Genomic DNA, 23,040 nt, shown 5'->3' with positions numbered 1-23,040 from the left:
GAATACTTTTGCATATTCATAATTCCTTCTATAATGCAAAAGTATTACTTGTTAATTACCATGTTGCTGTTGACCCTCGGTGTTTGGGCACAAGCCCCTGCCGGCGCACCTCCGCGCGGTGGCGCTATGCCGGCTATGGGTGGTATGACCGGACATTTATATGGTAAGATTCTCGACAACGATGGTAAAGCAATCCCCTACGCATCTGTAATCATCCTTCAACCAAAACTGGACCCGGCCACCAAAAAAACGAAGGATGTGCTGGTAAAAGGTGCACTCACAAAAGTAAATGGTGAATTTAGTCTGGACGAAATCCCCATGGGCCGCGGACTAAAAATGCGTATCAGCATGACGGGCTTCAAAGCGATAGAACGCCCGGTAACATTTCCTCCTTTCGATAAAGACCTGGGTAACATCAAAATGGCAGCAGATGTAAGTCAGCTTCAGGGTGTAACCGTTGCCGGTAGCAAGCCGCTCATGCAGCTGGATATCGACAAAAAGGTGTTCAACGTAGAAAAAAACCTCACCAGCGCCGGCGGTACAGCCGTAGACGTGATGAAAAACGTTCCTTCCGTAAACGTAGACATCGACGGAAACGTATCCATCCGAAATGCCAGCCCACAGCTGTATATCGATGGCCGCCCCACCACGCTCACCCTCGAACAAATCCCTGCTGATGCGATCGAAAGCGTAGAGGTGATCACCAACCCATCCGCCAAATATGACGCCTCCGGTGGTAATGCCGGTATCCTCAACCTGGTACTGAAGAAGAACCGCAAAACAGGATACAACGGTAACCTGCGCGCTGGGGTGGATAAACGCGGTGCGGTAAATGGCGGCGCCGACTTCAACCTGCGTCAGGGCAAATTTAACATCAGCGCCAGTGCAATGGGCAACCAGTCCAAAAGCAGAAGCACCGGCTTCACAGATAGAAATAACTTCGGTGATCAAACCCCATCCCACGTCCATCAGGACAATAAAAACAGAACCGACGGTGGTTTTGTATTTGGGAAACTGGGTGTTGATTACTTCATGAACAACCGTACTACTTTGTCCGTTGCCGGTATCAAAGTACATGGTTCCATGAAACCTAACGAAGTAATTGACATCACCACAGACAGCCTCTTCTCAGGCACTAAGGAGAGCTATTACAGTCAAAGGGTATCAGATATGAAGAATGAATTCAATGCCAACGGGCTGGTATTGGGCATGAAACACCTGTTCCCTAAAGAAGGTAAAGAACTGACGGTTGATGTCAACTACTTCGGGGGTAAAGCCGAAAACAATTCGCTGTATACTACCAACTACCTCAAGGCTACTGAGCCTGCCAGTATGGACCAACAGCGCATCAACGGCGGTGGTAAGATCTCTTTCCTCACCGCACAAACCGATTACGTAGATCCGCTCACCAAAACCATGAAGCTCGAAACGGGGCTGCGTTTCTCCAGAAGAACGACCGACTCCCGCAGCGACAACTACTTCCTGGATGCGGCCACCGGCGAGTTTAAATACCAGGATGCTGCCAGCATTCACTACAAAAACTACGATAACGTATATGCAGCATACGCCAGCATTTCCGATAACATCGGTAAGTTTGGTTATAAGGTAGGGTTGCGCCTGGAAAGCAGCAGCTATGATGGTGAAATTTTAGGCAAGAGCGAAAAGTTCAGCAACAGCTATCCTGCCAGCCTGTTCCCTTCGCTGTTCCTGAGCCAGAAGCTCAACAAAAACCAGGAGCTGCAACTGAGTTATACCCGCCGTATCAACCGGCCTAACTTCATGCAGCTGATTCCTTATACGGATTCTACTGACCGGCTGAATATCAATAGGGGTAACCCAGACCTGGTACCGGAGTTTACGCAGTCGCTCGAGTTTTCTTACCTGAAAACCTTCGATAATAAGGCAACGTTCATGGCTACACTGTATTACAAATACACCACTAACCTGATCACCCGTTACCTGACCAAGGAAGCCAATCCTGCTACCGGCGACAGCATCCTGATCAACACCTACATCAACGCTAATTCCAGCTATGCTGCAGGCGCGGAGTTCACTGCCACTAGCAACATTACCAAATGGTGGAATTTGTCGGCCAACGTGAATATTTACAACAGTAAAATCAATACTGACATTGCCGGTGCTTCGCAGGACGCGCTGTGGAGCTGGTACGGTAAACTGAACAACAACATCAAACTGCCGCTGGCATTTGAGTTACAGCTGTCAGGTACCTATCAGTCCAAAACCAACCTGCCTGTAAACAAAGAACAGCGCATGGATGGCCCGCCAATGCAGCAGGCGCAGAACGCATCTCAGGGTTATATCAAAGGCTTTTATGGAGTAGATGCTGCGTTGAAAAAGAGTTTCCTGAAAAATAATGCGGCCAGCGTCACCTTTGCTGCCAATGATATTTTCAGGAGTCGCATCAACGAGCAGTATTCAGAAAGCACTTTCTTCAATCAAACGTATAGCCGTTTGCGTGATCCCCAGATGTTCCGCCTCACCTTCGCTTACCGCTTTGGTAAAATGGATGTGTCCCTCTTCAAACGTAAGAATATGGGCGCAGGCATGGAAGGGATGTCAGGTGTAATGCAATAACACACACAAGTCCTATAGTTTATAAGGCCGGGCAGCGGAAAGGTTCACTCCGCTCCCGGTCTTTTTTTGTGCCCTACACCACATTTTTTCATGATTTGCCTGGTGCGGAAGGCGCTGTCTGTTGATGATAACACGACTGAAGATTTGCAACTATTTTGTTATTTTTACCCCATACCTATACCACTATTCCAATGCCTGAAGCGCCAAAAAGTGCCAGCCTGAGCTGGAAAGTACGGGACCTTGATAATATAGCTGAAACACAGTCGCTGCCAGCCAAAACCGGCAAACCAGATGCACATACCCGGCTTGCACCACGCATTACCGAAACGGAACAGCGTTACGAACGCGTGTCATACGAAATGTTGGAAAAAGGCTGCATGCTGGTATCGGTACATATTCAGGCAAAGCAGGACACCCATTATCACCTGGCACCCAACTCCAACAGCGATTTTTATTACCTGGCTTACGCCAACTATACAGGCGATGTGGAAAGGAAGCCACTGGTACCCAACGCTGGTGGTGAAGTGTTGGGCGGCAAAGAAATCTGTAGCTTCTACAACAACCAATATGGCTACGAAACCACGATGAAAGCCGGCGCTGTGATCGACTCCCGCATTTTCGCATTTACACGCGAGTGGCTGGAGAAACGGGTGAACCTGGCTGTCATACCGGAGGAGCACGCGCTGATGTGCATTATCAACAAAACATCGGACCGCATTGCCATACGTTCTCATCATTTCAATACAGACCCCTTACGCGAACTGAATGCACTGCTGGAGGAAACGCCGCGCTCCCCACTATTTCCACTGCTGCTGCGCAAATTTGCGTATAGCCTTATCAGTAATATTTTCTCTTTGCTTTCACAGCCGGCGGAGGCATTGCTGGGCAGCAATGGTTCCCACGAAATGTCCGTAAACCGCATCATACATTACCTCGAACAACATTACCGCGCGGGATTTCCGGGGATTCCGTTCCTGGCGGCACTTGCAGGCATGAGCGAGGCCACCATGCGCCGACATTTTTTACATCTCACCGGAAATACAACACATGAATATTTCACGAAGGTACAAATGAACTTTGCCTATGAAAGCCTGCAACAGCAGGTAAGTGTGAAGGAAGTAGCGCTCACATTGGGATTCCGCAATCCGGCCAATTTCACCCGCCTGTTTAAAGCTAATTTTGGCATTACGCCTTCTGCGTTCAGGCAGAAGATTTTTCCTGCCACCGCTGAACACAAGTGAGTGGTATATGAACACATTGGAGTAAGCCCCCCGCCTATCTTTGCACGTTTAAACCGATACATCCCTGCCGTTTAAACATGCCATTTAGTATGCGTCCCTTTCAAATTTTCATATACATGAAAAAAGTTTGCACCTCCTTCCTGTTCCTGCTGATATCCTTCCAGCTCTTTGCACAAAATATCTGCTACGTAAAAAAGTTAGCCACACCTGGCGGCGATGGCAGAAGCTGGGCTACGGCATTCAACAACATGGATGATGCTATTGCAGCCAATACCAACGACCCTGCTGTTAACAAAATATATGTGGCAGAGGGCACCTATGTTCCCGCCATCCCCGTTTACTCCTCCGTACCAGGTACCAAAACGTATAACGTTTTAAATAACCTGAGTATTTATGGTGGCTTTCCTTCCAATGCCTCCGGAACAATGGGTTTGGAATCAGCAAACCCCACCCTGTATATCACCACTTTCGGAGATCCATCCCTGGCCAATAACAACAAGCCTATACGTATATTTACAGTATTGGCCCGTTCACTGGAACTTCAGGGTGTTACCATTGCCGGCGGTTTTGCCCAGAACAGGAATCCACCTGCACACATATATTATTCTGCCAGCATTGTGGCCAGCGAGTCAGCCGGAGGCGGTATCCAGGTGAACAACGGTACGCTTACTTTGCGGCAATGTATTTTGAAAAATAACAGCTCCCTCAATGGCGGCGCTGTTTATAGCACCAACAGTACCGTAGTGATAGACCGCTGCTTGTTTAAGAACAACTACGGCTACCAGGGAGCGGCGCTATATTTCACAGCTTCCCCTGCTACTGTTTCCAACTCCATTTTCATTGGCAATACGACTGATGATGATGATGGTAACATTATTACAAACAATTCCTACGACCCGCGGGAATTAAAAGTGATGAACTGCAGCTTCTATGACAATCGCGCCCCGAGATTTGTGTTAGGAAAAATTAATATCCTTGTTTATAACAACATTTTTGCACTGAACAAGACCAATGCAAATGGAATGGTGGCCTCTTATGATCCAGGAGCCGTTACTTCCGGTTTCAATTTTACCCTGCACGATGAAACGGGGATTGAGCGCCTTTGGCCTGGCTATGCCCAGGAGAACTTTATGCCTGGTGAAAATTCAGATGTAATAAATAATGGGAACAATACAGTGGCAAGTGGTTTAACGCAGGATTATAACGGCAATAACAGAATTTTTGCAGGCACGGTGGATATGGGCGCAATAGAATCGCCCTGGCGTAACACAGCTACCACTACCTCCTTTACGGGAATGGATAAATTAAGAACAAATGCCGCCAGCGTGAGATTTCGGGTAATGTTTACCACGGCCATTTCAGGGCTTTCGGTAGCCAACTTCCAGCTATCCGGAACTGCCACCTCTGCTATCACTAATCTGCAAAACGATCCAATGGACTTGCGTGCCTGGATCATTACAGTTACCCCAAGTACTGAAGGAACCGTTGGCCTGACCATGATTAACGATAATGGCCTTGATTACAGGGTTTTAAATTTCATGATGTCGGATCAGGGGTACACCATTGATCGTACGCCGCCGGAGCTACGTACGCCTGTGATGGGCTCCAACAATGGCATTACTCCGTCCCGTTTTGCAAAGGCTGGCGACGTTGTATCGATCACCTTTAACACGAACGAACCAGTGACGTCGGCAGGCGGCACTATCTCCGGCATTAATATGTCCACCACTGCTACCGGTAATAACTATCGGGCCTATGTAATAGTACAAAGCAACACTCCGGAAGGGTTAGTGGTACCAGATTGTAGCTTTGGTGATGCAGCGGGAAATATTTCAAAAATCACCAGTACCTCATTTACTGCTGGTGTACCTATCACTATTGACAGAACAGCACCTGCATTAACGGTGAACCCGCTGACGGTATATCCCAATAGCCAGGGGGCTGCCACTGTAACCATGGCGGACCTTACGCTTTCGGCCACCGATAACTATACAACACCGGGTGAAATGGTATATGGTTTTAATACCACTACCCTAAACTGGGCATCTAACATGGGTACCACTAACCTGAATGTAACCGCAAGGGATCTCGCAGGAAACGTGACTACCCAGGCAGCAGCAGTAACGCTGGCGAAACGGAAGATAGTAGCTATTGCCTCGCTGCCATCCATGAATATCCCTTTTGGCACCGCACCTGCTACGGTAGTTTTACCTGCTACGGTTAAGATAACCTACAATACCGGCGAAATAGAAGACAGGCCACTGTTATGGAATACAGACAATTTACAAACACAGTCTGTGGGTCCGAAGATTTTATATGGCGGTATTATTTTCAATGTATTTGATGATGGAGATAATAAAACTGTCATTAGCCAGCCTTATGTTGTTGGCCCAAAGATCATCCGGAGTATTGCAGCAGCAGGTGATATTACCAGGCCATATGGCACTTCACTGAGCGGGTTGACTCTGCCATCCAAGGTATTTGTAAATATAGTAAACCAGGGGTTCCAGGAACAGGTACCGGTTACCTGGAACACGACCAGCTATAACCCTGCCAGTCCGGGAACTTACACGTTTACCGGTACACTGAATCCTCCTCAAGGGTATACCAATCCGAATGGTTTAAGTACATCCATTACCGTTATCCTGGAGAAAAGGCACCTTACAGCGTATACGACAATTCCTGTTGCAGTGTTGCCGGTAGGCTACTCCGGCCCATTGGTAAAACCAGCTCAAATAGCCGTAAGCCTCAGCGATGGTACTAATACCAGTTACCCTGTAATCTGGAATGGTACTGCTGATTACAATACCATTGGCAATTATGTTTTTACCGGCAGTATACAACTGGATAGCAAAACAGATAATGCCCTGGGTATCATTCCTACGTTTACCATCAGTGTGGTAAAACGTAATATGCAAACACTGGAATCACCAGCGGGAGCCACTGTTGCTTACGGCACTGCGTTTGCTCAACTGCCTTTGCCAGCCACCTTATACACCATCTATAACAGTAATTTAAAAGAAAATATCGCTATCAACTGGCAGGAAGGAACTTACAATCGCCTGATACCAGGTACTTACACCATCAATGGAGATCCAGTGGCAGATGCCATCTCCACCAATAACTTAAATTTAAAAGCCATTATAAACATCACGGTAGATAAACGATATATAACAGCAACGGCTACACTGCCACCGATACATGTGCCGTTTGGCAGTAATGCATCCGCGTTAGTGCTGCCATCAACCGTAGCAGGTACCTATATTGATAATGCTACGGTTAACACCGGTATCACCTGGAATGGCAACGCTGATTTCTTCACTGCCGGCATCTATACCTACACCGGTACGCTGGTAATGGATAATGTATCGGACAATCGTAACAACCTGCAGGTAACGCAGGAAGTGATTGTGGATAAACGTAATCTCACCGGTATCGCGCCTGTAGGGGATATTACCGTACCCTACAATACAACGTTTTACAACATTGGATTGCCGGCAACAACGCAGCTTTCTTTTGATGATCATACATCAGTTGCTGCCAGCATCAGCTGGGATGGTGCGGCATACCAGCCGGCCACTCCCGGTGAATACCTCCTCCCGGCTACATTCACGCTGGATGCTAACACGCTGAACCCGGATAATATTAGCCTGCATGCGAAAGTGATAGTAGACAAACGCTATGTAACGGCAACGGCTATACTCCCGCCGATCCATGTGCCATATGGAAGTTCCGCAGCGGCTTTACAGCTACCTGCAAATATCCATGCTGTGTACAGCGATCAATCAAACATTATTACGAGCCTTACCTGGAACGGCAACGCTGATTTCTTCACTGCCGGCACCTATACTTACACCGGTACGCTGGTAATGGATAATGTATCGGACAACCGCAATAACCTGCAGGTAACGCAGGAAGTGATGGTGGATAAACGTTACATCACCGCTATCACCGCAGCGGCGGATATTACGGTACCACTCAGCAGTGACCCTGCCAGCATTACTTTGCCGGCTAACCTTTCCACCACCTTCAGCGACGGCACTACCGCCATGGTGCCATTCAGCTGGACAGGAAGTACGGATACGGAAACTGCCGGAACGTATACCTACCAGGGTGTCCCGGTATTGGATGCCGAAACGGACAACCGTAATAATGTACAGACCAGTACGCAGGTGATAGTGAAAAAACGCCTGGTAAGCGTGGTGCATTCACCAGCAGCCATCAACGTAGCTTATAACACGGCTTTCAACCAGACAGGATTCCCGGCCAGCATCCAGGTAGATTTTGATAATGGAAGTAAGGCCCAGGTGCCTGTCAGCTGGCTCACCGGCAGCTATGATCCGGTATTACCGCAAACATATACCCTCACAGGCAACTTACAGATAGATGTTAATACGGATAATCCGGCCGGAGCAACTGCCCAGGTGCAGGTAACAGTGGATAAGCGTTTTATCAGTAGCATCAGCAGGCTCGCCGACATACACGTAACACTGGGCAGTGATCCTGCGGATATTCGTATACCCGCCACCGTTAACATTATTTATAGCGATGTAACCTCCGCCGCGGCCGGCATCAGCTGGGCGGGTAATACAAACACTGCACAAGCGGGCCACTATACCTATACCGGAAAGGTTATCATGGATGCCGTTACTGACAACCGTAACCAGTTATTCGCAGGCATGCAGGTAATAGTGGACAAACGGAATATGACAGCGGTAGCAGCGCTTAACAATGTCACCGTACCGGTAGGTACAGCGTTCCAGCAGCTTACACTACCAGCTACCGCCCGCATCAGCTATGATAATGGCGACCATGCTGATGCGGCCATCACCTGGCTGCCTGGTAATTTTGATGGTAACACTGCTGGTACTTACGGATTAGCAGGCACCTTAGCTGTAGACGCTAATAGTACCAACCCGCAAGGGCTTGCCGCCACTATCACCGTCAATGTGAACAAGCTGCAGCAGCAAATACAGTATACCGCCCCGGGAGTTATCCACGAAGGGGACGCAGACTATGACCTAAAAGCTTTATCCAGTGCAGGTTTGCCGGTAAGTATTCAGTCGGGCAACCCGCAGATTGTTAGCATCCAGGGTGGCCATCTGCGATTTGAGCAGCCAGGTAAAGCCATCATCACTCTCTCGCAAACTGGCACCGGGACTTATGAACCAGCCGCACCAGTCACCTTTGACATAGAAGTGCTCGCATGGCCGGAGGCAGCAATCAGCGCTGGTAGCGGAGTAGTTTTTTGTCAGGGAGATAGGGTGGTACTCACCGCCACACCCGGGGCAGCCTGGCAATGGCTGCACGATGGCATAGCCGTCACTAACGCCACCGCACAAACGCTGGAAGCGTCGGCATCCGGCAACTATCAGGTGCAAGTCACCTATGCCAATGGTTTCCGTAAAACGAGCGTACCTGTAACAGTTACCGTACATCCGTTACCGGTAGGAACCATATCTGCCAATAATACCAATATCAGCAAAGGCTCCGTGGTACAATTGCAGGCTGATGGTGGCGACAGCTACAACTGGACTTCCACGGCCACACTCAGCAACAGCAGTATTGCCAACCCGGTATCCCGCCCGGAAAGCGATGCCCGGTATGAGGTAACTATCACCAGCACCGCAGGTTGCAGCGTGAAAAAAGATATCACCATCAGCGTGAAAAGCGATTTCAACCTGACAGCAACGAATATGCTCACTCCAAATGGGGATGGTATAAACGATACCTGGGTGATTAAGAATATTGATATGTACCGCCAGAATGAGTTAAAGATTTTTGACCGTAGCGGCAGGCTCGTATATAGTGCCAAACAGTATACCAATAATTGGAATGGTACTGTAAACGGACAGCCGTTATCAGAAGGGACTTATTATTATATATTGGAATTTGAGAATGGTAAGCACCGGATGAAAGGGTTTATTACCATTATCCGATAATACCCCGGACTTACCTTTCGCCGATGGCGAAAGAATTAAAAAAGCGCCTATGGCGCTTTTTTAATTCCCGGAAGAAGAAGTTTTTAACACCCGCACAATATCCCCCGACTCCAGCGTATTTTTACTATATCCTTGTCTTGTTACCGTTATCATAGCCCTACCGAGCTCTCCCAGGGTACATACATAACTCCGAAATCCCCATCGCCATAGGGGGTAAAGCCATGCCAAAGCGTAATAGAATCTATGAGTGTTCTTTGAACCGCGCATAGGCTGTATATAGGCTGGCCGGAAATTGTATACTGCCTTAAAAGGTAGCTGCTGCAGGTCGTTTTCCGTCTGCCCCTTTATTTTTGCCCACATGCGCCTGCTGGTACCGGTGGTATCTGTGCCGGCGCCCGACACGTAGCAGAACGTCATTCCAGGGTTTTGCTCCGCAAACACACCTGCCATATGCAAGGTGAGATCGTAGGTAAAATGCCTGTAAATTTCCTCTTTCATACCGAGGGAGGAAACGCCCAGGCAAAAATAACAGGCATCATATCCGCGTAACTGCGGAACAATTGCAGTAATATCAAAGAAATTGTGGTGAATTATTTCTTTGAGTTTGGGATGCACTACGCCACAGGTCTTGCGATTAATGACCAGAACAGCGGCAATGTCAGGATGTTCGAGGCATTCATACAAAACGCCTTCGCCCACCATACCGGTCGTACCTGTTATGATCACATTAATTTTCATCGAAATATGTCATTGGAAAGTTACAGAAAGTAACTGGAATCCTTAAATTTATGTATGACCGTATTCATATGACCATCAGCAACAAGGGGCAAATTATAGGGTTTAGTGCCGAACAGCAGGCTTTGTTTGACAGCCAGCTGGAAGAGCGTACGCGCGCACTTACCCATTCAGTGGAAGAACTGAAAAACAGGCTCCGTGCGGAAGAGGCCAAGGACAATGCCTTGCAGCGCATGAACAGCTTCCTGAACAGCATCTGGAACAATGCCGATGCCATTATGATGGTGTTTAGTCCGGAAGGCTATATCCGTTACTTTAACCCTACGGCCGAGCGTCTGCTGGGTTACAGGGCCGTGGATGTGATTGAGATAGAATCCCCCCTCCTGTTTCATGACGTTGCAGAAATGGAAACCCGGGCCGCCGAGTTTTCCCTGCAGCTGCAGCAAATTGTTGACCCGGGCCTGGACACACTTACCATAAGAGCAAAGCTGAACATGCCTAATGAGTACGAATGGAACTATCTTCGCCGGGATGGCACTAAGCTGCCGGTCTCACTCACTATCAGCGCCATCAGGAATGCCAACCAAATTACAGGTTATGTTGGCATAGCTATCGATATATCAGAAAAGAAAAGTGCAGAAGCGGAATTAAGGCAGGCCCTGGAGAAAGAAAAAGAGTTGAATGAGCTGAAATCCAGGTTTGTGTCACTGGCTTCCCACGAGTTCCGTACTCCTTTAAGCACCATCTTATCTTCTGTATACCTGATCAGCCAGTACCAAACCAGTGAAGATCAATTGAAACGAGATAAACATATCCAGCGGATCGTTTCTTCTGTTAATATGTTAACTGATATTTTGAATGATTTCCTTTCTGTAGGTAAAATAGAGGAAGGAAAAATTCAGGTCCGGAATAGTACCTTTGAGCCGGGCAAACTAATAGGCACTGTCATTAGCGAAATGCAGGGACTACAAAAGGCATCACAACAGGTAGCGTATACACATGAAGGGGAGCAGGAAGCAATGCTCGACCCGGGCCTCCTGAAACATATTGTGATGAACCTGGTGTCCAATGCCATTAAATTTTCACCGGAAGGATCTGTTATCACTGTCCGGAGCAATAGCGATCATCGACATCACCTGCAACTGTATGTCAGGGACAATGGAATCGGCATTTCGGAGGAGGACCGCCAGCATTTATTTGAGCGGTTTTTCCGGGGTAGCAATGTATCTCATATCCAGGGTACTGGCTTGGGCTTACATATCGTATCGCGGTACACCGAAATAATGGGCGGTAACATCGAATGCCACTCTCGTATCAACGAAGGGACTGAGTTCATTGTAACCTTTCCTGTGCGGGAAATTTAAGCTTATGGAGAAAATTTTATTGATTGAAGACAATCGGGAGATTTTGGATAACATGACCGAAATCCTTGAATTGGCCAACTACCAGGTGTTAACTGCAACCAACGGTAAAACAGGCGTGGCTATGGCTATAGAGCATAAGCCCGACCTGATTGTATGTGATATTATTATGCCGGTCCTGGATGGATTCGGCGTGTTGCACCTGCTACATAAAAATGAAACACTTCAGCATACTCCTTTCATATTCCTGACCGCTAAAACGGAGCGCAATGATATGCGCAAAGGCATGGACCTGGGAGCTGATGACTATATTACCAAACCTTTTGAAGGCACGGAATTACTAAATGCGATCGCATCCCGGCTGCGCAGGCGCACAGAACTGCAATATGAACCGGTAGCAAGCACTACACAGCTCCTGCAGCATTTAAGCGCGCAGGAACTGCTCGAAACCCTGAAGCAGCATAAGCCCACCAATCACTTCAAAAAGAAGCAGCAGGTATATGCCGAAGGAAACCAGCCGCAGTACCTCTACTATATAATCCAGGGGAAAATTAAAATCTCCAAAAGAAATGAAGAAGGCAAAGAACTGATTGTTGGATTATATAACGAAGGCGATTTCTTTGGCTACCAGGCCATGATGCAGGAAAGCGCTTACCAGGAAGATGCCGAGTGTATGGAAGACAGTGTGCTGGGACTCATACCAATGGCGGATTTTGAGCTACTGATCAATCAGCATCCGCAGGTGATGCGTAAGTTTGTGCAGCTGCTGGCCAGGAATGCGGCAGAACGCGAGCAGCAGCTGATTGGGCTCGCCTACAATTCGCTCCGTAAAAAAGTAGCGGAAGCCCTGCTGACGATGGATAAAAAATTCAATGATACCGGTAACGAATATACGCTGCATATCAGTCGCGAAAACCTGGCTGCCATGGCTGGTGTAGCCAAGGAATCACTGATAAGAACGCTCGGGGATTTCCGAAATGAATCGCTGATACAGTTAAAAGAAGGAGATATTATTATAACTGACAGAGAGAAGTTAGCGACTATTATAGCGTGATTTTTTTGTTCTCTAAGGCTTTCAAAAAGCAGGATCACCCTATGCGACCCTGCTTTTTGAAAAAGTCCCGGTGCTATATAGCACCGGGACTTTTTCAAAAACATAAAATACAATCTAATACAAGTAATACTATTTGTGCTCCCCCCCTGCAAATTGCAGGAAGTTGGCCCTGAGTGTTACAAAGTCCAGCTCAGTACGGTCTATATCGCGTTGCAATCTTTCGGGCGAATGTGGATTTGTACCTTTTTGTTTGCCTTTAAGCCATTGCCTTTGTTCACCTATTTCATGACGTAATAAAAGTAGTCCTTCTTCAACAATAAGAAACCTGGCCTGGTATTTTTCAGCGGCTTCCACAAACTCCTGAGAAACGGTGGTCGATAATACTGCAGCCAGCAGCCGGATTAACAACGCATTTTCTTCTCTCAGATCCTCTACTATTGTTAACCATGAACAACAAATCCTGTCCAGTTCCGCCTTTGAATGAGTGCTATTCTCTAAATATTGCATACTAGTTCAGATATACCTGCCTGTTGTGCTGCTGTTGCCGCTGGTTCCACTGCTGGAGTACGGAAATAAGCTGGTACTGGATAGTATTAAAGGCTCTGATAGCCACTATTACTTCTTCTACATCCTGACGGGTACAATCGGATGGCAGGTGGTTATAACTATTTTCTGTGTCAAGGTTTTCCTGTAAAAATTCTATGACCGTATTGCCGTTTAAAATAAACTGCTTGATCAGGTGCGACCACTCATTGCTGTATACATTGCCGGCATTGGTACAGTCAGGCGCACGCTTCACCATGGGCTTGGCCGCCTCCTGCTGACGCAGTAATACCACCGACTGATAGTTGGATAACTCATTGTAATAAGTGCTGAGCATATCCGTAAAGGTGGTAAATACCGCAGCAGTAGTATGCTCCGACCTGTTATTGCTTTCAAACAACCGTTCTACCTGGCGCATCAGTGCTATTCCGTTTGGAATGGCCACCTTGTTGATCTTCTCCAACAACTGCTGTGCAAAGAAAACATGAAAATCAAACGCCACTTTCCGTTCCTCCAGCACCTGGCGGATACCGGAATTAGGCTTATACTGCTTGTATATATAGTTACCTGACTTCTTCAACTGCTTAAACGGAAAAAACAGAAAACCTTCGCAGAATCTTTGTTGAATTGAGTTGAGAGAAAATTCAGTATACATATGATGGTACTTTTAATTGTAATTGTCACTGGAAAAAATGTCACCGCAGCTAGCTGCGGTGACGAGATACCGGTAAAGACCGCCATCCGTTTAACTTTAGATAGATGTTAACTGTACAACAAATCTAATACACCTGACATCTAAAACAAAATGATGTTTATACAATCGATGATGATTCTAATCAATAAAACCATTGACGACAATCATCGGTTATTCTACAACCTTTTCTGCCGGCGGATTGTATCCGATACACCGAAACACCAGCCATTTCCTTACCAGCCTGCCGTTACGCTTCACCACGATTGGCTCCAGCGGTATCACACTGCTGAAATAAGGCTGCAAATCCTTCACAAAGGCCTGCTCGTCAATATCATCTTTTACATCCGTCAGCGAATTGATAAAAATAGCATTCCTGCCTTTCAGCGACTGCAGGTCAGTGCCCACATAGTCAAACTCCAGCGCCCTTTTACCAATTATGTTCTGAGAATAAACCATCTTACCCATATAAAGGTTGAGTATAGCACTGGTTTTATAGTCGTCCGCTGAAAAAATAAAATCATCTGGATAAGTTGCGTGAATTTGCTGCACCGCTTTTCCCAGGCCAGGCCAACCCGCCCAGGTATCGTCCGACTTCACCGGCACCGGATAAAATAATATCTCTGCCGCCAAAGCCAGGTGCACCACCAGCGAAATAATGTATTGCCACCGCAGCCAGCGATTACCCAACCAAACACTTACCCATATAATTCCCGTAATGTAACCAGGCATCATCCAATTGAGTTTCACCCAGTAAACAGGGCTTATCAGGAAGAAGCCAATGAAAACAGGTAAAAAGAAACATAGCAGCCAGAGTTCTTTCTCCGGCACACGCCACCACCGCCATCCGTAGCGCCGCGCAGCTTTCCAGATAAAATAACACAGTGCAAAAAATAATACCGGTATCAATATAGCAGCCTGATGCCCCACTACTCCCAGTACATCCAGCCAGTTTAATTCAATATCCCCTGCACGCTCGGACGACTGAAACTTAAACGAGGCAAATCCATTATTCACATTCCAGATGATCACAGGAGAGATTGCCACAAAAAAACAAACAATGGAAAGCAGGAACCACGGAGATATTAACCACCGCCTGCTACGGGCACTCAGTAATAAAAACAATACGGTACCAGCCGGCAGCAACACTGCGGTGTATTTACTATCAAAAGCCAGCCCCATGGCCATTCCTGTCCATATCCACCAATGGCCCTTATGCTCGAATATCACTTTATACAAACACAACAGCGATACTGCCCACCACAACATCAACGGCACATCCGGCGTAGTCACCAACGACAAAATGGTGACCATCAGCGTGGAAAGCATCAGCAGTAAAGACTTCCAAACTTTATGCGGGCTCAGAAACTTTTTCGCAAGCAGGTAAAAGCAACCCACCATCAGCAAGGTGACTACAGTATCACCCAACTTAATAGCAAAACTATGCCGCCCGAAAATATCTGTAAAAGTTCTGGTCAGTACCGCCACACCTGGCGGATGATCAAAATAGCTGAGCGCAGGATGCTGCCCGTAAAAGTAATAATAGGCATCTTGTGGCATGGGTCCCATCAGCCATATAAAAGCCACCCGCATTATTAAAATAGTCACCAGGGATATAAATACCCACTTATCAGTTTTAATATAGCCATATAGGTTAGTCGCCGGTTGGATCATGCATACCCCAGTTGTAGTGTGTGACAGTCTTGCTTTTACCCTTGCGCAAATACCATGCCCCCGAAGAAAATACCATATTATAACAAACGAACATAAGTATTGTTGCAATTTTTCCTCAGCAATCAGTAAATGCAGGGGCAAAGTATGGACAGTGAACTAAATATGCACACAAGAATCGATGAGGGTTCGTTTTTTGTCTGCCTGCCACTTCACCATGGAAGCCGGCAGCATGGGGAACATCCCCGGGACCCTTCATGCGGTCAAGGATCTTGCTGCTGCGCCGCTCCTGGTGGTTGGTATCAATAAGTTTTAATATCAGCTTGATACAAGTGAGCAGGCAACAAGATGCTGAGAGAATTAATAGCAGGGCCTTTCAGCTACAGGAGTGCTGTGGCGTTTCATCATTGTTACACTGTTCGGGGGCTAAAGGTATAAAAAGAGAATAGATTTTTTTAAATTAATTACCGCGTTTTCCGGAGAATCCGCCTGCCAGCGGCCGGAGGGCGCTCCGGCATGGATAAGGACACCGAAGGCGCTCTTATTCACACCGGCAAAGAACAACCGGAAAGGCATTATCTTTGCAACATACCCCCACCACCAATAAATAATATATGAAGGTTTTTGCAACAAGAGTGATTCCTGCTGAAGGCCGCATCCGCATGGAACAGGCAGGCATACAGGTAACAGAATGGAAGGAGAAAAGAAGCCTCTCACCGGATGAACTGGCGGATACATTACAGTCCTACGACGCACTATATTATGCCGGTGGCAAAGCCATGAACCGTGAATTTCTGACTAAATGCAGTCACCTGAAAATCATTGCGCTGATGAGTGCCGGCTACGATAATATTGATATTCTTGCTGCAAAAGATATAGGCATTCCCGTTACCAACGTACCGGGAGTACCCAGCAAATCCACTGCCGACGTGGCTTTCCTCCTAATGCAATCTGTTGCCCGCAAGGCGTTTTATATGCATAAGCGCATTCTCAGCCAGGAATGGGGCTTTTCTGATCCTACCGCTAACCTGGGCATCGACCTGGAAGGCAAAACCCTCGGGGTATGGGGACTCGGGAACATCGGTACGATACTCGCCCGCCGCTGTCAGCGCGCGTTCGATATGCCCATCATCTACAATAACCGCCACCGTAATACTGCTGCTGAAAAAGAATTGAACGCCACCTACGTCACCTTTGAAGAACTGCTGCAGCAAAGTGACGTACTCAGTGTACACACCGCCCTTACACCGGAAACAAAAGGCAGGTTTAATAAAGATATATTCAGGCAGATGAAACCGACGTCCATCTTTATTAACACCGCCAGAGGTGGTATTCACGATGAAACATCCCTGTACGAAGCTATTCAGGAAGGCCTCATATGGGGCGCCGGACTGGACGTAACCAACCCGGAACCCATGAGCGCTGATAATCCGTTATTGTCGCTGCCTACGGTAGCCATACTACCGCACATAGGCTCTGCCACCTCGGTAACGAGAGGCAAAATGGCGCTGCTGGCCGCAGAAAACATCATTGCCGCTGCCACTGGGCAGCCACTGCCCAGTCTTATTAAAAGCTAAAAAAAATACGGTAAATTGAATATCTTGGGGGTAGCAGATACTGTTCCCTATGAAGTACAACATCCCCCCGTGCTTGTCCATCCCTATCCTGTTAGGATTAACAGTTCATACGATGGCACAGGATAAAAACAATATCAGACTTACAGACAAACAAAGTATTCCCCGCGTAGTTGCAGCTATGACCGCAGCTGAGAAGGTGAGCCTGGTAACAGGTATGGGCCTCAAAATTGAAGGCCTCCCACCCGGCCTCCTGCCGCCCGGCGATCCTAAGGATGATGACATCCCGGAGAAAGTACCCGGTGCCGCCGGCCGCACACATGCCATTCCCCGCCTCGGCATCCCCACCATCATCCTGTCCGACGGCCCCGCAGGCATACGCATCAACCCCTACCGCAACAGCGATTCCACCAAACCTTACTTTGCCACTGGCTTCCCCGTAGCCACCCTCCTCGCCTCCAGCTGGGATACGGCGCTGGTAACACAAATCGGCAAGGCCATGGGTAAGGAAGCGCTGGAATACGGTATTGATGTGATCCTTGGTCCGGGTATGAACCTACAGCGTAATCCGCTGGGCGGGCGCAACTTCGAATACTATTCGGAAGATCCACTGCTAACCGGCCATATGGCCGCGGCCATGGTTCGGGGTGTGCAATCCACCGGTGTAGGCACCTCCATTAAACATTTCGCTGCCAACAACCAGGAATTCAATCGCATGCAACTCAATACCATCGTGAGTCAGCGTGCCCTCCGTGAGTTATACCTCCGCGGGTTCCAGCTTGCCGTAAAACACGGACAGCCATGGACGGTAATGTCTTCCTATAATAAAATCAATGGCGTATATACTTCCGAAAATCCCGTGTTGCTCAAACGCATCCTGCGCGATGAATGGAAATTCAAAGGCACCGTAATCACTGACTGGTTTGGTGGCACCAACCCCGCGCAACAGCTCAATGCCTGGAATAACCTGCTGATGCCCGGTTTCTATGCGCAATCGCAAGCCCTGCTCGGCGCCCTGCAGGATGGGTCACTGTCCGCCCAAACGCTGGATGCCAACGTAGCCGCTATTCTGCAACTGGTGGTACAATCCCCCGTTTTTAAAAAATATAAATATTCCGATAAGCCGGACCTCAGCGCCAGCGCCGCCATCGTGCGCAGGGCCGCCGCAGAAAGTATGGTGCTGCTTAAAAACGACAGCGCGCTGCCTATTACTGCACCAGGGAAAATTGCACTGTTTGGCGTTACCTCCTATAAGCTCATTGCCGGCGGCACCGGCAGCGGGGATGTAAACAAAGCCTACGTCACCGATCTCGATAAAGCGATGCTGCAAGGCGGTTATGTACTCGACGCCGGATTACAAACTGAATACGGGCGCTACATCACAGAGAAAACAGCCCAGCTGCCAAAATCACCATCTCTCTTTAGCACGCCGCCACCCATCCCGGAGCAGCAGCCGGATTCAGAGGCCATCAGCCGCCTCGCCAAATACATGGATGTGGCCATCATCACCATCGGCCGAAACGCCGGTGAGGGCAGCGACCGTAACATCGAAAACGATTTCCTCCTCCGTGAGGATGAACGCACCATGCTGAAAGTAATCAGTGAAGCATTCCATGCGAACAATAAAAAAGTAGTGGTAGTACTCAATATAGGAGGTGTCATTGAAACAGCCAGCTGGCGCCAGTATGCAGATGCGATCCTGCTGGCATGGCAACCCGGCCAGGAAGGAGGCAGCAGCATCGCAGATGTGATCAGCGGAAATATTAATCCTTCCGGGCGACTAGCAGCCAGCTTTCCCATGCAATACACTGACGTGCCCTCATCGGCCGGTTTCCCCGGAAAAGAACTTCCAGGCGGCAGCAACAACGGCAATCCTATGATGGGCAAGCCTTCGGAAGTACAGTATACAGAAGATATTTACGTTGGGTACCGGGGATATACCACGAATAATATTGCCACTGCTTTTCCTTTTGGATATGGATTATCCTATACGAACTTTACGTATAGCCGTCCACGTGTGACCAGTGCGCCCGGTGTGGCACCCATCCGTGTAGCCGTTACTGTTACCAACAGTGGTAACCGCCCCGGCAGAGAGGTGGTACAACTGTACGTATCTGCACCAGCCATCAAACAAGGCCGCCCGGTACGGGAACTGAAAGCCTTTGCTAAAACAGGAATCCTGCCACCCGGTGGAAAAGAAACGGTGCAGTTAACGCTGGGGATGTCCGATCTCGCATGGTTTGATGAAGCGAGGATGGCGTGGGTAGTGACACCGGGGACTTATAAATTAGAAATCGGCGCTAATGCGGAGATGGTTATTACGTCTACCGAATATAAAATCGGAAAAGAAATGATGTTGGAAAAAAACCTGGCAGCCCTGTAGAGCCACAATGCTTGTGGCTATCCGCTTAGATCCTGCTCATCAGCGGGATCTAAGCGGTTTTATATTAGCGAGGAGCCGCAAGCATTGCGGCTCTACCTACATAAATTAAAATATAACGCAACCATCAATGCGGTAACCTTTCCCTCACCTTACCATATACCCACGTTCCCGCCACGGCACTCAACAATGTAACCGCGATCACCGTGGCGCCACCGCCGGCCTGCGCCAGCAGCGGCCCCGGACAGGCACCGGTGAGCGCCCAGCCCAGCCCGAAAATCAACCCACCGTAGATATTTCCCTTATGAAACTTTTTGTCAGGGATAACAATCGCATCTCCCTTAATAGTTTTGATACCAAACTTTTTAATAAGCAAAACCGAAATCATACCCACCACAACGGCACTGCCGATGATGCCATACAAATGGAATGATTGCAAACGAAACATTTCCTGGATACGGAACCAGCTCACCAGCTCCTCTTTTACCAGTATAACGCCAAAGGCTATACCGGCGAGCAAATATTTTAACATAATAATTTACTTAGATGGAAAGAATAAAAGGTAAAATTAAATTCGCCATAATAAAACCGCCGGCCATAAAGCAACAGGTAGCTACCAGCGATGGCCATTGCAAAGAAGACAACCCCATGATGGAGTGACCACTCGTACATCCGCCGGCATAGCGGGTTCCAAAGCCTACCAGGAAGCCACCACCCACCATCATGATGACACCACGCCAGGTAAATAGCTGCTGCCAGTTAAACAGGTCAGCAGGTATCAATGAGGAGTAATCCTTTATACCATAGCCCGACAACTCATTTACCAGGTGCGGATGTACAGTTACGGCTGTACCATCCCGCAGAAAGGTCATCGCAAGAAAACCACCCAGTAATATTCCCAAAGCAAAAACTAAGTTCCATTTTTCCTTTTTCCACTCGTAGGTAAAAAAAGGAATTTTAGCAGGGATACAAGCGGCGCACACGTGTCGCAACGAGGACGATATCCCGAAAGTTTTATTCCCTAAAATCAGCAGTAAAGGCACGGTAAGCCCGATCAGCGGCCCGGCCACATACCATGGCCAGGGCTGACGCAGCCACATTATTATTTGTTCCATTCTTATTTATTAGTTGTTCCTGATTGGCATACGAAATCGGTAACAGGTACCGATGTTTTGTTAATAGCATTTATTCCACCGGCTACTTCGCTGAAATTGCGATAGCCGTGCATTTGCAGGATACTGGCCGCCGCCATGCTGCGATAGCCTCCTGCGCAGTGTACATAAAAATGTTTTTCCGGGTCCAGTTCTTTAAGCCAGCTGCTGATATCAGCGAGCGGTTTGCTGTCCGCATTTGTGACATGGGACGCACTGTATTCACTGTCTTTTCGTACATCTATCACCGTAGTATCGCTGTTGTATTGTGCTGCAAATTCATCTGCAGAAATACGTTTAACCGTATCCGTTACTTTGCCGGCATTTTTCCAGCTGTCGAAACCACCGTCGAGGTAGCCGATCACATTGTCGAACCCAACGCGCCCCAGTCGCTCAATGGCTTCCGATTCAGTACCTGGCGTACTTACGAGCAATATTGGCTGTTCCACATCCCCTATAAGCGCACCTGCCCATGGGGCAAAATCGCCCCGGAGGCCAATATTCACCGACTGTGGCACAAATCCTACTGCAAACTCCGTGTTATCTCGGGTATCGAGGATCAACGCCCTGGTATTGTTGGCCGCATTTTCAAATGCCTGCGGGTCCAGTGCCATGAGGCCTTTTTTCATCACCTCGTCCATACTGCGGTAGCCTTGTTTATTCATCAGCACGTTGGCCGGAAAATATTCCGGCGGCGGCAGCAGGCCGTCCGTTACCGACTTGATGAACGAAGCCTTGTCAGGTTGATTCAGCGCGTAGTTGATTTCTTTCTGATGACCCAGTGTGTCCACTGTTTCCTTCATCATATTTTTACCACAGGCGGAGCCTGCACCATGGGCAGGATAAACGATCACCTCATCTGCAAGGGGCAGGATTTTATTATTCAGGCTATCATACAGCATGCCGGCGAGGTCTTCTTTCGTAATACTGTCCTTTTTCTGTGCCAGGTCCGGGCGCCCCACATCACCGAGGAAAAGCGTATCGCCACTGAAAATGGCGTAGTCCTTCCCCTGCTCAACTTTGAGCAGGTAGGTCACACTTTCCAGCGTATGTCCGGGTGTATGCAATACTTTAATAGTAATGTCACCTATGCTGAATTCCTGTCCATCTGTAGCGATAATGGCGTCAAAGGCAGGGTCAGCGCCGGGACCGTACACAATAGGCGCGCCGGTGGCCTTGTGCAGGTCAATATGGCCCGACACAAAGTCGGCATGGAAATGCGTTTCAAAAATATATTTGATGGTAACCCCGTCTTTCTCTGCGCGACGCAGGTACGGGGCGGTATCTCTTAAAGGGTCAATTATGGCCGCTTCTCCGGCGGATTGAATATAATAGGCTCCCTGAGCCAGGCATCCGGTATAAATCTGTTCTATCTGCATAGTAAAAGCCGTTTAGATTAGATATACCAAAGGTCACGTATTATGTTTTCTTATACGGTGACATTTGTCACATAAGAGAGATTTTATTTCTTCCCAGCTTCACCGTACCGTCGGCCTCCAGTTGCTTCAGCAACCTGGAAACCACTGCCCTGGCCGTTCCCAGCTCATTGGCCAGCTGTTCGTGCGTCACCTGGAGGTTATTGCTATTGGTTAAAGCCGCTTTTTTACGGAGTAGCTGGAGCAGGCGCTCATCTGTTTTGCGGAAAGCCACTGCATTCACTACTTCCAGCAATTCTTCAAAACGCTTATGGTATAATCTGAATATATAATCCAGCCATTCGGGGTATTCTTTGATAAACAGCCCTACCTTCTCCACCGGCAGAAAATAAATCTCCGCCTCCTCCTCTACTACAGCCTTTACCTTGCTTTCTTCCTGGTGCAAACCACCGAGAAATGACATAATACAGCTTTCACCGGCACGGATATAGTACAGCAGGATTTCACGCCCGTCCTCATCCGTACGGAGCACACGCATGCTACCCCGTGTAACGATAGGAATAGCACGGATATTAGCGCATTCATTCAGGATCACATCCCCTTCCTTAAAGGTTTGCACCGTACTATACTCGTAAAGTTTCTCCCGCAGCTCCGGGCTGGACTGAAACGCCGTTATACTGTTCAACACATCCATACTGCAAATATACGAAAAGCCCTCCGGACGAA

General features: G+C 48.1%; 15 protein-coding genes. 7 read left to right on the top strand and 8 right to left on the bottom strand.

Translation table 11 applies throughout. The annotated features are described in order from the left end of the window. Positions 1 to 33 precede the first annotated feature (33 nt). The 3 genes from KW844_RS03300 (at position 34) to KW844_RS03290 (ending at position 9,778) form a co-directional block, all read left to right on the top strand. Positions 34 to 2,595 (top strand): outer membrane beta-barrel protein, encoded by a 2,562-nt coding sequence (locus KW844_RS03300; protein WP_218375288.1) that lies wholly within the window; start codon positions 34 to 36, stop codon positions 2,593 to 2,595. Between the two features lie 191 nt (positions 2,596 to 2,786). Further along, a complete protein-coding gene (locus KW844_RS03295; RefSeq protein ID WP_218375287.1) occupies positions 2,787 to 3,836 on the top strand; it encodes a helix-turn-helix domain-containing protein in 1,050 nt (349 codons plus the stop codon). A 116-nt stretch (positions 3,837 to 3,952) separates the two neighbouring features. Then, positions 3,953 to 9,778 carry an Ig-like domain-containing protein gene (locus KW844_RS03290; protein ID WP_218375286.1) on the top strand — a complete coding sequence of 1,942 codons (5,826 nt, stop codon included), beginning with the start codon at positions 3,953 to 3,955 and terminating at the stop codon, positions 9,776 to 9,778. Positions 9,779 to 9,838: 60 nt separating this feature from the next. Here KW844_RS03290 and KW844_RS03285 read toward each other — a convergent pair whose 3' ends face one another. After that, complete coding sequence (locus KW844_RS03285; protein ID WP_218375285.1) at positions 9,839 to 10,516, bottom strand: epimerase; 678 nt, start codon at positions 10,514 to 10,516, stop codon at positions 9,839 to 9,841. Between the two features lie 50 nt (positions 10,517 to 10,566). Between KW844_RS03285 and KW844_RS03280 the strand changes: the two genes are divergently transcribed. After that, positions 10,567 to 11,877 (top strand): PAS domain-containing sensor histidine kinase, encoded by a 1,311-nt coding sequence (locus KW844_RS03280; RefSeq protein WP_218375284.1) that lies wholly within the window; start codon positions 10,567 to 10,569, stop codon positions 11,875 to 11,877. A 4-nt stretch (positions 11,878 to 11,881) separates the two neighbouring features. Continuing rightward, on the top strand, positions 11,882 to 12,928 hold the full coding sequence (locus KW844_RS03275) for a response regulator (protein ID WP_218375283.1): 1,047 nt from the start codon (positions 11,882 to 11,884) through the stop codon (positions 12,926 to 12,928). A gap of 129 nt (positions 12,929 to 13,057) precedes the next feature. Here KW844_RS03275 and KW844_RS03270 read toward each other — a convergent pair whose 3' ends face one another. The 3 genes from KW844_RS03270 to KW844_RS03260 form a co-directional block, all read right to left on the bottom strand. Next, a complete protein-coding gene (locus KW844_RS03270) occupies positions 13,058 to 13,435 on the bottom strand; it encodes a hypothetical protein (RefSeq protein ID WP_218375282.1) in 378 nt (125 codons plus the stop codon). Position 13,436: 1 nt separating this feature from the next. Beyond that, complete coding sequence (locus tag KW844_RS03265; RefSeq protein WP_218375281.1) at positions 13,437 to 14,126, bottom strand: hypothetical protein; 690 nt, start codon at positions 14,124 to 14,126, stop codon at positions 13,437 to 13,439. Positions 14,127 to 14,336: 210 nt separating this feature from the next. Further along, the gene (locus KW844_RS03260; protein WP_218375280.1) at positions 14,337 to 15,836 is read right to left on the bottom strand and encodes a glycosyltransferase family 39 protein; all 1,500 of its coding nucleotides are present in this window, start codon (positions 15,834 to 15,836) and stop codon (positions 14,337 to 14,339) included. 611 nt (positions 15,837 to 16,447) lie between these two features. Here KW844_RS03260 and KW844_RS03255 point away from each other — a divergent pair. Both KW844_RS03255 and KW844_RS03250 read left to right on the top strand, forming a co-directional pair. Further along, complete coding sequence (locus KW844_RS03255) at positions 16,448 to 17,410, top strand: D-glycerate dehydrogenase (protein ID WP_218375279.1); 963 nt, start codon at positions 16,448 to 16,450, stop codon at positions 17,408 to 17,410. A gap of 112 nt (positions 17,411 to 17,522) precedes the next feature. Then, a complete protein-coding gene (locus tag KW844_RS03250; RefSeq protein WP_218375278.1) occupies positions 17,523 to 19,790 on the top strand; it encodes a glycoside hydrolase family 3 protein in 2,268 nt (755 codons plus the stop codon). A 124-nt stretch (positions 19,791 to 19,914) separates the two neighbouring features. On the opposite strand, the gene KW844_RS03245 is transcribed toward KW844_RS03250, so the two are convergent. The 4 genes from KW844_RS03245 to KW844_RS03230 all read right to left on the bottom strand — a co-directional run bounded on the left by KW844_RS03245 (position 19,915) and on the right by KW844_RS03230 (position 23,008). After that, on the bottom strand, positions 19,915 to 20,319 hold the full coding sequence (locus KW844_RS03245; protein WP_218375277.1) for a DUF6691 family protein: 405 nt from the start codon (positions 20,317 to 20,319) through the stop codon (positions 19,915 to 19,917). Positions 20,320 to 20,329: 10 nt separating this feature from the next. Beyond that, complete coding sequence (locus KW844_RS03240; protein ID WP_218375276.1) at positions 20,330 to 20,902, bottom strand: YeeE/YedE family protein; 573 nt, start codon at positions 20,900 to 20,902, stop codon at positions 20,330 to 20,332. Positions 20,903 to 20,904: 2 nt separating this feature from the next. Continuing rightward, positions 20,905 to 22,317 carry a rhodanese-like domain-containing protein gene (locus KW844_RS03235; RefSeq protein WP_218375275.1) on the bottom strand — a complete coding sequence of 471 codons (1,413 nt, stop codon included), beginning with the start codon at positions 22,315 to 22,317 and terminating at the stop codon, positions 20,905 to 20,907. 67 nt (positions 22,318 to 22,384) lie between these two features. Next, entirely contained in the window at positions 22,385 to 23,008 is a 624-nt protein-coding gene (locus KW844_RS03230) for a Crp/Fnr family transcriptional regulator (RefSeq protein ID WP_218375274.1), read from the bottom strand. Between the last annotated feature and the right edge of the window lie 32 nt (positions 23,009 to 23,040).

Source organism: Chitinophaga sp. sic0106 (assembly GCF_019219075.1).
In the GTDB taxonomy this organism is placed as follows: Bacteria; Bacteroidota; Bacteroidia; order Chitinophagales; family Chitinophagaceae; genus Chitinophaga.
This window is presented reverse-complemented; position numbering and strand designations above follow the sequence as displayed.

What these genes read in the sequence shown, in the direction of transcription:
- KW844_RS03300 (WP_218375288.1), top strand. Translation starts at nt 34, where the DNA reads ATGCAAAAGTATTACTTGTTAATTACCATGTTGCTGTTGACCCTCGGT.
- KW844_RS03295 (WP_218375287.1), top strand. Translation starts at nt 2,787, where the DNA reads ATGCCTGAAGCGCCAAAAAGTGCCAGCCTGAGCTGGAAAGTACGGGAC.
- KW844_RS03290 (WP_218375286.1), top strand. Translation starts at nt 3,953, where the DNA reads ATGAAAAAAGTTTGCACCTCCTTCCTGTTCCTGCTGATATCCTTCCAG.
- KW844_RS03285 (WP_218375285.1), bottom strand. Translation starts at nt 10,516, where the DNA reads ATGAAAATTAATGTGATCATAACAGGTACGACCGGTATGGTGGGCGAA.
- KW844_RS03280 (WP_218375284.1), top strand. Translation starts at nt 10,567, where the DNA reads ATGTATGACCGTATTCATATGACCATCAGCAACAAGGGGCAAATTATA.
- KW844_RS03275 (WP_218375283.1), top strand. Translation starts at nt 11,882, where the DNA reads ATGGAGAAAATTTTATTGATTGAAGACAATCGGGAGATTTTGGATAAC.
- KW844_RS03270 (WP_218375282.1), bottom strand. Translation starts at nt 13,435, where the DNA reads ATGCAATATTTAGAGAATAGCACTCATTCAAAGGCGGAACTGGACAGG.
- KW844_RS03265 (WP_218375281.1), bottom strand. Translation starts at nt 14,126, where the DNA reads ATGTATACTGAATTTTCTCTCAACTCAATTCAACAAAGATTCTGCGAA.
- KW844_RS03260 (WP_218375280.1), bottom strand. Translation starts at nt 15,836, where the DNA reads ATGATCCAACCGGCGACTAACCTATATGGCTATATTAAAACTGATAAG.
- KW844_RS03255 (WP_218375279.1), top strand. Translation starts at nt 16,448, where the DNA reads ATGAAGGTTTTTGCAACAAGAGTGATTCCTGCTGAAGGCCGCATCCGC.
- KW844_RS03250 (WP_218375278.1), top strand. Translation starts at nt 17,523, where the DNA reads ATGGCACAGGATAAAAACAATATCAGACTTACAGACAAACAAAGTATT.
- KW844_RS03245 (WP_218375277.1), bottom strand. Translation starts at nt 20,319, where the DNA reads ATGTTAAAATATTTGCTCGCCGGTATAGCCTTTGGCGTTATACTGGTA.
- KW844_RS03240 (WP_218375276.1), bottom strand. Translation starts at nt 20,902, where the DNA reads ATGGAACAAATAATAATGTGGCTGCGTCAGCCCTGGCCATGGTATGTG.
- KW844_RS03235 (WP_218375275.1), bottom strand. Translation starts at nt 22,317, where the DNA reads ATGCAGATAGAACAGATTTATACCGGATGCCTGGCTCAGGGAGCCTAT.
- KW844_RS03230 (WP_218375274.1), bottom strand. Translation starts at nt 23,008, where the DNA reads ATGGATGTGTTGAACAGTATAACGGCGTTTCAGTCCAGCCCGGAGCTG.